Origin of the sequence: Mesorhizobium sp. B2-3-12 (assembly GCF_006442205.1) — a bacterium.
Lineage (GTDB): Bacteria > Pseudomonadota > Alphaproteobacteria > Rhizobiales > Rhizobiaceae > Mesorhizobium.
In genome coordinates, this window is record NZ_VFVR01000005.1 from 404,851 (window position 1) to 416,781 (window position 11,931).

The following is an 11,931-nucleotide window of genomic DNA, read 5'->3' on the forward strand; positions in this document are numbered from 1 at the left end:
TGTCCCGCCGATAGAGCCTATTTAGAACTATTCCAAACTAGTTGCCCAAAACGGGCATGGAGACGGCCATGTTCATCCAGACCGAGTCGACGCCCAATCCGGCGACGTTGAAGTTCCTGCCTGGCAAGGAAGTGTTGCTCGAAGGCACCGCCGATTTCCGTGATGCCGACAGCGCGGCGACGGCCTCGCCGCTGGCTGGGCGGCTGTTCGAAATCCCCGGCGTCACCGGCGTCTTCTTCGGCTATGATTTCATCACCGTGTCCAAGGACGGTCCGGACTGGCAGCACCTGAAGCCGGCGATCCTCGGCGCCATCATGGAGCACTTCATGTCCGGCGCGCCTGTCATGGCCAAGGCCGGCCCGGCCGCCGAGACCAGCCAGACGGGCGAGTTCTACGACAAGGCCGACGAGGAACTCGTCATCACCATCAAGGAACTGCTCGACACGCGCGTGCGCCCGGCGGTGGCCCAGGACGGCGGCGACATCACCTTCCGCGGCTTCGAGAACGGCACCGTGTTCCTGCACATGAAGGGCGCCTGCGCCGGTTGCCCGTCGTCGACGGCGACGCTGAAGCACGGCATCCAGAACCTGCTTCGCCATTTCGTGCCGGAAGTGCAGCAGGTCGAGCAGGTCAGCTGATCGTTCCGCGCCGCTGGCCGCCTGCCGGTCTGCGCAAGCGCTGAAACATCCTATCCGCGAACAACAAAAAACCGGGCCGAATTGCCCGGTTTTCTGTTTGGGACGTCCGTTGTTGCCTAGACGGTCCGCGTACGAAACTTGGTTCGGCCATGCCCCTCACGGGGCACGGGCCTTTACATCACGATTACCTTGGCGCCGACCGAGGCGCGGTCATAGAGATCGATAATGTCCTGGTTCATCAGGCGGATGCAGCCCGACGACATCGCCTTGCCGATCGAGTTCCATTCCGGGCTGCCATGCAGCCGGTAGCCCATGTCGCCGCCCTTGTTGAACAGGTACATGGCGCGCGCGCCGAGCGGGTTCTTCAGGCCCGGCTCCATGCCATTGGCGAACTTCGTCAGCTCCGGCTGGCGCCTGATCATTTCGCGCGGCGGCGTCCAGGTCGGCCATTCTCGCTTCAGCGCGATATGGGCGGTGCCGTGCCACTCGAAGCCCTCGCGGCCAACGCCGATACCGTAGCGGATGGCCCGGCCGTCGCCCTCGACGAAGTAGAGGAACTTGTTCTGCGTATCGACGATGATGGTGCCCGGCTTTTCCTTGGTGTCGTAGTTCACTTCCTGCCGGTGATACTGCCTCGGCACCTTCTCGATCGGGATGCGCGGCAGTTGGTAACCGGCATCTGTCACCGCGCCATAGTCGTTGGAGAAGATCTGTCCGCCGATGGTGCTGCAACCGGCAATAGCGGTGGACAGCGCCAAGGCGGCAATTATTGCAAGCGACTTCATGCGCATGTGGTGATCCGGTGCCCCGCCCAAAACGTCAGCGGCACGAGTCGGCCGCTTTCTCGCCATCATTCATGCTGGCATTTGCTTTGCTTGCCAAGCGCACGATGCCTATATGCCAGGACTTACGTGCTGGTAAGCGTATCACTATGACATTTCGGCAACAGCCCTCACCGGATTGTGAAGGAAAATCAAAGAGGCTCGGACCGCAGGTTCGCAAGATCGAGGAATTCGCCATGAATGTCGGAGACGCCGCCACGCGTTCGGGCCTGCCGGCCAAGACCATCCGCTACTATGAGGAGATCGGCCTGATCGCGCCCGCGCGCGCCGCCAACGGCTACCGCGATTATTCCGGCGACGACATCCACCGGCTGGCCTTCCTGCGCCGCGCGCGCAATCTCGGCTTTTCCATAGACGATTGCCGCCAGTTGATGGCGCTCTACAGGGATCGCAGCCGCGCCAGCCACGACGTGCGCGCGATCGCCGCCGCCCATGTCAGCGCCATCGAGGAGAAGGTGCGCGAGCTGCAGTCGATGCGCTCGACGCTGCAGAAGCTGGTCCACGCCTGCCACGGCGACGAGCGGCCGGATTGCCCGATCCTGGATGACATGGCGGGTGCGGTGGATGCTGAAGCCTTGCATCCGTAGGCTTATGAATGGAGGGAGACTTCATGGTCTCGATGACTGTGGAACTGCGCAATGTAGAAGGCACTGAAGCCGCGATGGGCTGGGCCGGTGGGCATACGATCGTCGTCGACCGACCCGAGGGCAAGGCTGGCGGCCTGGGCCTTGGCTTCAATGGCGGCCAGTTGCTCGCGTTGGCGATCGGCGGCTGCTTTTGTAACGACCTTCGCTATGTCGCCGAGGCATTGGGAACGAAGCTTGGCAAGATCTCCGTCAGCGTGGTGGTCACCCTTGAAGGCACACCGCTGCTGGCAACATCGGCTGCAATGACGGTGTCATGTGAAACGCTCGATGGTTTCGATCCGCGGGAAGTCATCGATCGCGCCGGCCAGATTTCAGCGGTCACCAACTCGTTGCGCCAAGGTGTGCCGGTCACGATTCAGACGGTGGGTGGGATGGCCGATCGGGAGCCGAAAATCTGTCCCGAGTGTCGGCATGTGTTCCAAGGAAATGGCTGGGACGGCATCGATGCCCATTGGAAATCAAAGCACGAGGGTCTCATGCCCTACGCTAAAGCCTGGCCGCTGATAAAGACGGGTAAATACTCGAAGGCGTGAAGCCCATTCCACCGCCCAGTAGCGCTGGGCGGGCAATCACCTTACAAAAACGGGTTCAAACCGTGAACAAAATCTGGCATGGTACCTGACATGCCGATAATTTCCCCGATTCTCCTCAATCCGCTCATCGACGGCCGCCAGTCCGAACGCGCCTTGCTGGTGCGGCGCGGCGTGCAGCGGTTGCTGATGCAGATGGGCGCGCATGTGCTGCCGGAGCTGTCGCTGGCCACCGGCCGCCGCGCCGACCTCGTGGCACTCACTCGCCAGGGCGACATCTGGATCATCGAGATCAAATCCTCGATCGAGGATTTTCGCGTCGACCGCAAATGGCCTGATTACCGGCTGCATTCCGACCGGTTTTTCTTTGCCACTCATCCCGCCGTGCCGGCCGACATCTTTCCCGAGGAATGCGGCTTCATCCTCTCCGACGGCTATGGCGCCGAGATTCTGCGCGACGCGCCCGAACACCGCATGGCGGCGGCAACGCGCAAGGCGCTGATGCTGCGCATCGCAAGGGCGGGTGCTTCGCGGCTGCTGGCGGCGGAGCTTGCGGGCGTGGCGGTGCCGGCGCAGGAGGGGGAGAGCGAGTAGGTTTCGGCATGATCAAAAACTGATCGTTTTCCAACGCTTGCGCCGCCCCTCATTGCCCTGCCGGGCATTTCTCCCCGTAAACGGGGAGAAAGAAGCTGGCCGCGACGTCGTCGCTTTTCCGCAGCGTTGGCGATTGGCGAAATCCGCGATGAAAGCGCCCTTCGCCCCGTTTACGGGGAGAAGATGCCGGCAGGCAGATGAGGGGCGGCGCGGCGTTGCCGGTAGATGCTCCAGCCCCGAAACCGCTATTACTCCGTCTCTTCCGCGCCACCAGTCGCCGGCGCCATGAGCAGCACGGCGGCACCAAGCAGCGCCGCGACCAGCGAACCGGCCAGAATGCCGACCTTGACGGCGTCCTGCAGCGCCACGTCGCCGGCGAAGGCGAGCAGGCCGATGAACAGGCTCATGGTGAAGCCGATGCCGCACAGCAGCGAAATGCCGATCATGTGCGACCAGCCGGCATGGGCCGGCAGGTCGGCAAGTCCGAAGCGGATGGCAAGGGCGGAGGAGCCAAACACGCCGACCAGCTTGCCGACGACGAGGCCGGCCGCGACACCCAGCGTCAACGGCTCGATCAAGGCGCCAAAACTCAGGCCGGCGAGCGAAACACCGGCATTGGCAAAGCCGAAGATCGGGATGACGATGAACGCCACGAGCTTGTGCAGACCGTGCTCCAGCCGGTGCAGCGGCGAATGGTCGAGGTCGTGGCCGATCCCGGCGGAGCGTTCGAGCGGGATGGTGAGCGCCAATGCGACGCCAGCCAGCGTGGCGTGAACGCCCGACTTCAGCACCAGCACCCACAGGATGGCACCGAGCACGAGGTAGGGCACGAGGCTCATCACCCGCATGCGGTTGAGCACGACGAGCACGGCAATGACGGCGAAGGCGGCGCCGAGATAGGCCAGCGACAAGCCGCTGGTGTAAAAGATGGCGATGATGATGACGGCGCCCAGGTCGTCGATAATGGCAAGCGCGGTCAGGAAGACTTTCAGAGAGGCCGGCACGCGGCTGCCGAGCAGCGACAGCACGCCGAGCGCGAAGGCGATGTCGGTGGCGGTCGGGATCGCCCAGCCGGACAGTGCGGCCGGATTGTTGCTGTTGATGGCGACATAGACCAGCGCCGGCACCACCATGCCGCCGGCGGCGGCGATGCCGGGCAGCACCCGCCTGGGCCAGGTCGAAAGCTGGCCGTCGAGCATTTCGCGCTTGATCTCCAGCCCGACGAGCAGGAAGAACACCGCCATCAGCCCGTCATTGACCCAGTGCGAGACGCTGAGCGGACCGAGATAGGCGTGGAGAACGGCGAAATAGGTCCCGGCAAGCGGCGAATTGGCGACGATCAGCGCAAGGGCCGCCGCCGCCATCAGGATGATACCGCCGGCGGCCTCACTGTCGAGGAATTCGCGGAAGACGGAAACCAGCCGCTGCTTCTGATCGTGCATATCGCCTCCGTCATGCCGCCTGCTCGGCGGATTCATCATCCAAGCGCCGGCGCTGCCCCTCACCTGCCTGCCGGCATCCTCTCCCCGTATAGTGACGGGGAGAGGGGCGCTGTTATCGCCGATTTCGCCAACCGCCAACGTCGCAAGATGGCGCCGCGTTGCGGCAGGGCAATGAGGGGCGGCACTGACCTATCTAGTAGGCGGTCTCCGCCGCGCGTTGTAAACTGGTATAGGTCTGATGCCCCGCGTGGTTGGCGCACCTCAGCGCGGCGCGCGCTTGGCCAGTATCCGCTGCAGCGTGCGGCGATGCATGTTAAGCCGGCGCGCTGTCTCGGAGACGTTGCGCTCGCACATTTCATAGACGCGCTGGATGTGTTCCCAGCGCACGCGGTCGGCCGACATCGGGTTTTCCGGCGGGGCCGCGCGCTCGCCCGAGGTGCGGGTGAGCGCGGCGAAGATGTCGTCGGCATCGGCCGGCTTCGACAGATAGTCGACGGCGCCGAGCTTCACCGCGGTCACCGCGGTGGCGATGTTGCCGTAGCCGGTCAGGATGATGGTGCGGGAATCCTGGCGCTTCTCACGGATGGCGGCAACGACGTCGAGGCCGTTGCCGTCGCCGAGCCGCATGTCGACCACCGCGTAGGCGGGCGGATTGGCGCGCGCCTTGCCCACCGCCTCCTCGACGCTCTCCGCCGTGTCGACCAGGAAACCCCTGGTTTCCATGGCACGGGCCAGACGGGTCAGGAACGGCTTGTCGTCGTCGACGATCAGAAGCGAGGTGTCCTCGCCCTCAACCATTGCGCCACTATTTTCGTCGCCTGTCATCGTCTTGAAAAATTCCTGCTGCCTTATTTTTACGCAGATATAGTTTTGCGGGGCCATTGTCCAATTTACGCAGTGTCAAACATGGTTGCCGAAGCCGATTCCGGGTTCAGGAAGACGCTTCGCGGCCACGATATCTGCACCACGGCCCCTTCCCCCAGACCACTCGAATTGCGGAAATCGAGTGTGGCGCCCGAGCGTTCGAGCAGCGTCTTGGCGATGAACAGGCCGAGCCCCAGGCCGCCGCCGGCCTCGGTTCCCTGGCGCGTCGACATATAGGGCTCGCCGATGCGGTCGATGATCTCGGCGGGGAAACCAGGCCCGTCATCGATGATGGAGAAGGTGACGGTGGCCTCGTCCCAGCTCCAGCGCAGGGTGACGCTCTTGCGGGCGAAATCGACGGCATTCTCGACCAGATTGCCGAGACCGTAGATGACGCCGGGGTTGCGGCGTCCGACCGGCTCGGGTCCGGTCCGGTCGCCGGGGCGAAGCTTGATCGAAATGCCGAAGTCGCGATGCGGTGCGGTAACTTCCTCGACCAGCGAGGTCAGCGGCAGGCGGGACAGATGCGCCTCGCCCTCGGACGACAGGCTGGTCAGGCGCTTGAGGATTTCGCGACAGCGTTCGCTTTGCGAGCGCAGCAGCGTGACGTCCTCGCCATATTTCGGATCCTTGCCGAGCGCTTTTTCCATCTCCTTGGCGACAAGCGTGATGGTGGCGAGCGGCGTGCCGAGCTCGTGCGCGGCGGCGGCGGCCAGCCCGTCGAGCGCCGAAAGGTGCTGCTCGCGCTGCAGCACCAGTTCGGTGGCGGCGAGCGCATTGGCCAGAAGCCGCGCTTCGGCGGCCACCCGGAAGGCATACATGGCAGTGAAGGCGATGGACGACAGCACCGCCATCCACATGCCGGCGACGTAAATGAAGGGCATCACCAGCGGCGCGCCTTCATGCCAGGGCAATGGCAGGTGGACGAAAACCAGCAAGGTCGCCGCCGCCATGACCAGCCCGCCGAGGATGGCGGTGAGGCGAAGGGGAAGCGACGTCGCCGAAATGACGACGGGCACGGTCATCAGCAGCGAGAACGGATTGGTCAGGCCGCCGGTCATGTAGAGCAGGCCGGCAAGCTGCAGGCTGTCGAAGATCAGGATGCCGAAGGCGGCGAACGGCGTGAGCCGGTGCGCGGCCGGAAACCGGAAGGCGAGGAACAGGTTCATCCAGGCCGAGCAGGCGATCAGCGCGAAGCACAGGCTGACCGGCAGCGGGAACTTCAGGCCATAGGCGACGACGAGCACCGTGACGCTCTGGCCGACAATGGCCAGCCAGCGCAACCGGATCAGCGTGTTGAGGCGCAGCCGCTGGCTCAGCTGGAAATCTGGCGTGTTCAGGATGTTGATCATGGCCATGGATTACAGCCGCGGGATGGGCAGCGCTAGGTCCCACGCGGCTTGGCGCGGGCGGTAGCAGCGGCTAGCAGGGGATTTTCCGGCCAGACATGCTTGGGATAGCGGCCGCGCATGTCGGCGCGCACATCGGCCCAGGAGCCGCGCCAGAAGCCGGGCAGGTCGCGCGTGGTCTGGATCGGCCGATGCGCCGGCGACAACAGTTCGAGCGTCAGCGGCACGCTACCGTTGGCGATGGAGGGATGGAGGTCGAGGCCGAACAGTTCCTGGACGCGGACCGCCAGAACCGGCCATTCACCGTCATAACGGATCGGCACGTGACTGCCCGACGGGACGTCGAAATGGGTCGGCGCCAGCGTCTCGACCTTGCGCTGCAGGTCATGCGGCACAAGCGAGGTCAGCCCGGCCGAAATGGAGCCGGGATCGATGGCCGCGAAGGCAGCAGCACCGGCCAGGAATGGCAGCAGCCAGTCGTTCAGATGTTCGATGAGTGCAGCATCCGACATGTCGGGCCAGGGCGCGCCCAAGCCTTTGTGCAGCCAGGACAGCCGCTGGCGCAGCGTCTGGGCCTCCTTGCTCCAGGTCAAAAGGGAAAGCCCGTGCTCGCGCAGCGCCTCGAGGATGGCACGGTCAGCATCAGCGCCGGCCGGTGCCGGCAGCATCCGTTCGGCGAGTGTGATGGCGCCAAGGCGCACGGCTTCACGCACCCGCACGGCGCGGCGCTCGCAGTCGAAACTCGTCTGCCGGCGCGTTTCGATCTTGCCGCCAAGGGCCGACCGGATGTCGTCCTCGCTGATTGCCGCCGCCGCCGTGATGCGGGCATTCTGCGCCTTGCCCTGCAGGTCGGCGACGACCAGAAAGGGTTCGCCCGCCAGCGGATCGGCGGCATCGAGCATGGCGCCGGAGCCATTGGCCAGCACGAAACGGCCACGCTCGCCGCGCGCCTTGGCGACGCGGTCCGGCCAGGCATGAACAAGCAAAGGACCGGCCGAAGATGCTTCGCCGCCCTTCGCCCCACCGACCTGCCGCGCCAATCGGTCGGCGAGTTGCCGCGCGGCGGTGGCACGCGGCGATTTTTCCTGGCGAAACCGCATCAGCCGCCGTTCGAGATCGGCGCCGTCGCCGCCAAGGCCACGCTCGGTGAGCAATACCGCAAGCATGGCTGCCTCGCCAGCATGGCCGCTGCTGGCCGCCTCGGCCACCATGTGCGCCAGCCGTACCGGCAGAGCGAGCTTGCGCATCGAAGCACCCGCTTCGGTCAGGCGCCCGGCCTCGTCGACGGCATCGAGCGACCGCAACAGCCCCCTTGCCTCGTTGAGCGCCGGGGCCGGCGGAGGATCGAGGAAAGCGAGCGTCGCGGGATCGGCGACGCCGAAGGCGGCGCAGTCGAGCAGCAGGCCGGACAGGTCCGCCTCGAGGATTTCCGGCGGCGTGAAGGCGGGAAGTGCCGCCGTCTGCTCGGCCCGCCACAGCCGGATGGCGACGCCGGCCTGCGTGCGCCCGGCGCGGCCGGCGCGCTGGTCGGCGGAAGCCTTGCTGACGCGAACTGTCTCCAGCCGTGTCAGGCCGCTGGCCGGCTCATAGCGCGGCAGCCGCGACAGGCCGGAATCGATGGCGACGCGCACACCGTCGATGGTGATCGAGGTCTCGGCAATGGAGGTCGCCAGCACCACCTTGCGGCGACCCACCGGTGCAGGCTTGATCGCCGCGTCCTGCGCCTTGCCGTCGAGCTGGCCGTAGAGCGGGACGATATCGGTGTCCGCGCCGACCTTGCCGGCCAGCCGCTCGGCGGTACGCTCGATCTCGCGCTGGCCGGGCAGGAAGGCGAGCACGCTGCCGTTCTCGTCGGAAAGGGCGGAGCGGATCGCCTTGGCCATGGCATCCTCGATCGGCACCCCGGCCGGCCGCTCGTCGTAGCGGACATCGACCGGAAAGGCGCGGCCCTGGCTTTCGATCACCTGCGCGCCCGACAGGAGTTTCGCGACCCGCGCGCCGTCGAGCGTTGCCGACATCACCAGCAGCCGCAAATCCGGCCGCAGCGCGCCTTGCACGTCGAGGGCGAGAGCGAGACCGAAATCGCCGTCGAGCGAGCGCTCGTGGAATTCGTCGAAAATGACCGCCGAAACGCCGGGCAGTTCAGGGTCGTCGAGAATCATGCGCGCCAGCACGCCCTCGGTGACGACCAGGATTTTCGTCCGTGCCGAGGTGCGGTTTTCCATGCGCATGGCATAGCCGACGGTGGCACCGGGCTCTTCGCCGAGCAGTTCGGCCATGCGGCGCGCGGCGGCGCGGGCGGCCAGCCGGCGCGGTTCGAGCAACACGATCTTGCCCGTGCCCAGCCAAGGCGCATCGAGCAGCGCCAACGGCACCAGCGTCGTCTTGCCGGCACCGGGCGGCGCCACCAGCACGGCGCTGTTGCCGGAGCCGAGCGCTTCGCTCAGTGCGGGCAGCACGGCTGATACGGGGAGCTCCGGCAAGGGTTTTGTCGTCATCGCGCCCGCATATCAGCGGTCACGGCCACCCTGCAACCGGCACCGGCTTAAAGCCGGGCTCGCGAAAACGGATTCCAGCGCACCGTGCCCAGCCGCACTTCCTCGCGCACCATGGTCAGCAGGCCGGATCCGCCGACGACCGCGAGGCCGACAAGCGACAGCCAGTCCGGGTATTCCTGGAAAAACAAGGCGCCGAGGATGACCGCCCAGACGATCTGCGAATAATGCGTCGGCGCGATCCGGTTGGCGGGGGCGTATTTGGCGGCCAACAATTGCAGCAATTGTCCGCAGGCGGTGAAGGCGCCCGCCATCACCAGCCATACCAGCTGTTTTCCATCCGGGACGGTGAAGGAGGTTGCGGCGGCACCGATGCCGTTGAACAGCAGCCCATAACCGATCAGCACGCCGAGGATGGTCGTGCGTTTTTCCTGCTGCGCCAGCGAACGCATCAGGATGACGTTGGCGGCGGCGAGGAAAGCGATGATGAAAGCGGCAAGGTGGCCGAGGTGCAACTCGCGAAAGCCCGGCCTGACAACCAGCATGACGCCGGCAAAGCCGGCGACCACCGCCAGCCAGCGCCAGGGACCGACCTTCTCCTTGAGGATCACGGTGGACAGAATGGTGACGCAGAGCGGCGCCAGAAAGATGAGCGCATAAGTCTCGGCCAGCGGAATGGTGGTGAAAGCATAGACGCTGAGCACGCCCGACGCGATGCCGGCCCAGGCCCGCGCCTGCACCGCCCAGGGCCGTTTGGTGCGCCAGAAATCGCGCCAGCGCTCGCTGGCCGGCCGGCTGAAGAACAGGAAGCAGCCGGCGAACAATGTCGAGAAGAAGCCGATCTCGAACACCGTGAATTGGCCGCCCAGGCTCTTGATAACGGCATCGCTGCACGAATAGCTTGCATAGGCGATCAGGGCGAGCAGGATTCCGTTCGGCACGTTTTTCCATTTCCGGGGAGAGAAGCTTGAAAATACTGGCGCTCGGTGCGCATCCGGACGACATCGAGATCTTCATGTTCGGTACGATGGCCGCCTATGCCGCGCAAGGCGCAGAACTCACTTTTGCCGTGGCCACCGATGGTGCCAGGGGCGGCAAGAGCGATGCCGCCATCCTGGCTCGTGTCCGCCGCGCGGAAGCGACGGCCGCGGCCGCGCTGCTCGGGGCAGCACCCCGCTTTCTCGACTTTCCCGATGGCGGGCTGGTGGCGGATGCCGCACTGATCGATGCGCTGAAAACGCTGATCCGCGATATCGAGCCCGATCTCGTGATCACCCACGCACCCAACGACTACCACGCCGACCACCGCGCGCTGTCGGACGGCGTGCGCATCGCGGCGTCGTTCGGCGTCCCCGTGCTGCATGCCGACACGATGGGCGGCACCGGATTCTCGCCGACGCACTATGTCGATATTTCCGCCCATGCCGAGATCAAGGCCAGGGCGATCCGCATGCACCAATCTCAGGACCCGGATCGGTTCGTCGATATCGCGCTGACGCAGACCCTTTTTCGCGCGGGCCAATGCAATGGCGCAGCGGGGGCGCAGGCCGAAGCCTTTCGCTTCGAACCGATGTTTCCCTTCGGCGACATCCGCGCGCTGCTGCCGCCAGCGCCGCCGATCAGGACGGTGATGGTGAGCACCAGGCGGGTCGACTGACCAATCAGAGCCACGTCCACACTCCGCGATCATCCGACCGGCGCCCGACGCTTTTCCCAATTTTTTCAGACACCGGCGCAAACATGCTGCGGCGCAGCAACGAATTCGCTTGCCTTGTTTAGTAGAAATTGCATCACTAAACAAATTACTAAACATCTGCGGCGCGACGATGCTGCCATGTTTGGGCCTCTGAGGAGAGAGGTTGAGGGTTCTTGAGACCGTCATCCGGACGTGTTTCACAAATGGGAGGAAGGCATGAAATCGAGTTTTAAACTGGCCCTGGGACTGACCTCGGCCATCGCAGCGTCGACAGCCGTCTCGAACGCCGCGCACGCTGAAGACCTGACGCTGTGCTGGGCCGCCTGGGACCCGGCCAACGCGCTCGTCGAACTGTCCAAGGACTTCACCAAGGAAACCGGCATCGGCATGAAATTCGAGTTCGTGCCGTGGACCAATTATGCCGACCGCTTCCTCAATGAGCTCAACTCGCACGGCAAGCTCTGCGACCTGATCATCGGCGACAGCCAGTGGATCGGCGGTGCGGCCGAGAACGGCCACTACGTCAAGCTGAACGACTTCTTCGACAAGGAGAAGATCAGCATGGACGACTTCGTGCCGGCGACCGTGGTCGGCTATTCGGAATGGCCTAAGAACACGCCAAACTACTGGGCGCTGCCGGCGATGGGCGATGTCGTCGGCTGGACCTACCGCAAGGACTGGTTCTCCAAGCCCGAACTGCAGAAGGAGTTCAAGGAAAAGTATGGCTGGGATCTCGGCCCGCCTGCCACCTTCGACCAGTTGAAGCAGATCGCCGAATTCTTCCAGAAGCGGCAGATCGACGGCAAGACGGTCTACGGCGCCTCGATCTACACC

The 11,931-nt window shown here is 64.9% G+C and carries 11 protein-coding genes and 1 pseudogene; 6 read left to right on the forward strand and 6 right to left on the reverse strand.

Annotation, left to right across the window (positions count from 1 at the left end; genetic code table 11):
• The first annotated feature begins 68 nt into the window (after nucleotides 1–68).
• Nucleotides 69–638: a NifU family protein gene (locus tag FJ948_RS17720; protein ID WP_027142904.1), complete on the forward strand. Its 570-nt coding sequence runs from the start codon at nucleotides 69–71 to the stop codon at nucleotides 636–638.
• Between the two features lie 173 nt (nucleotides 639–811).
• Here the strand turns inward: FJ948_RS17720 and FJ948_RS17725 are convergent, their stop codons facing one another.
• Entirely contained in the window at nucleotides 812–1,429 is a 618-nt protein-coding gene (locus tag FJ948_RS17725; protein ID WP_140706554.1) for a L,D-transpeptidase, read from the reverse strand.
• Between the two features lie 227 nt (nucleotides 1,430–1,656).
• Between FJ948_RS17725 and cueR the strand changes: the two genes are divergently transcribed.
• From cueR to FJ948_RS17745, 3 genes and pseudogenes are all read left to right on the forward strand, one after another.
• Nucleotides 1,657–2,067, forward strand: coding sequence for a Cu(I)-responsive transcriptional regulator (cueR, locus tag FJ948_RS17730; RefSeq protein ID WP_140706556.1), 411 nt, complete (start codon nucleotides 1,657–1,659; stop codon nucleotides 2,065–2,067).
• Nucleotides 2,068–2,090: 23 nt separating this feature from the next.
• A pseudogene (locus FJ948_RS17735) lies at nucleotides 2,091–2,486 on the forward strand (OsmC family protein); the annotation flags it as partial.
• A 264-nt stretch (nucleotides 2,487–2,750) separates the two neighbouring features.
• A complete protein-coding gene (locus FJ948_RS17745) occupies nucleotides 2,751–3,251 on the forward strand; it encodes an MmcB family DNA repair protein (RefSeq protein WP_181173703.1) in 501 nt (166 codons plus the stop codon).
• Nucleotides 3,252–3,499: 248 nt separating this feature from the next.
• On the opposite strand, the gene nhaA is transcribed toward FJ948_RS17745, so the two are convergent.
• From nhaA to FJ948_RS17770, 5 genes are all read right to left on the reverse strand, one after another.
• Nucleotides 3,500–4,693 carry a Na+/H+ antiporter NhaA gene (gene nhaA, locus FJ948_RS17750; RefSeq protein ID WP_140706560.1) on the reverse strand — a complete coding sequence of 398 codons (1,194 nt, stop codon included), beginning with the start codon at nucleotides 4,691–4,693 and terminating at the stop codon, nucleotides 3,500–3,502.
• A gap of 261 nt (nucleotides 4,694–4,954) precedes the next feature.
• Nucleotides 4,955–5,518, reverse strand: a complete 564-nt coding sequence (locus tag FJ948_RS17755; RefSeq protein WP_140706562.1) for an ActR/PrrA/RegA family redox response regulator transcription factor — start codon at nucleotides 5,516–5,518, stop codon at nucleotides 4,955–4,957.
• 65 nt (nucleotides 5,519–5,583) lie between these two features.
• Nucleotides 5,584–6,915 carry an ActS/PrrB/RegB family redox-sensitive histidine kinase gene (locus tag FJ948_RS17760; RefSeq protein WP_140706564.1) on the reverse strand — a complete coding sequence of 444 codons (1,332 nt, stop codon included), beginning with the start codon at nucleotides 6,913–6,915 and terminating at the stop codon, nucleotides 5,584–5,586.
• Between the two features lie 26 nt (nucleotides 6,916–6,941).
• Complete coding sequence (gene hrpB, locus FJ948_RS17765; protein ID WP_140706566.1) at nucleotides 6,942–9,404, reverse strand: ATP-dependent helicase HrpB; 2,463 nt, start codon at nucleotides 9,402–9,404, stop codon at nucleotides 6,942–6,944.
• Nucleotides 9,405–9,451: 47 nt separating this feature from the next.
• A complete protein-coding gene (locus FJ948_RS17770) occupies nucleotides 9,452–10,342 on the reverse strand; it encodes a DMT family transporter (RefSeq protein ID WP_140706568.1) in 891 nt (296 codons plus the stop codon).
• Between the two features lie 26 nt (nucleotides 10,343–10,368).
• Here FJ948_RS17770 and FJ948_RS17775 point away from each other — a divergent pair, with 26 nt between their 5' ends.
• Nucleotides 10,369–11,058, forward strand: a complete 690-nt coding sequence (locus FJ948_RS17775; protein ID WP_140706570.1) for a PIG-L deacetylase family protein — start codon at nucleotides 10,369–10,371, stop codon at nucleotides 11,056–11,058.
• A 255-nt stretch (nucleotides 11,059–11,313) separates the two neighbouring features.
• A partial coding sequence (locus FJ948_RS17780) for an ABC transporter substrate-binding protein (protein ID WP_140706573.1) occupies nucleotides 11,314–11,931 on the forward strand: 618 nt, incomplete at its 3' end.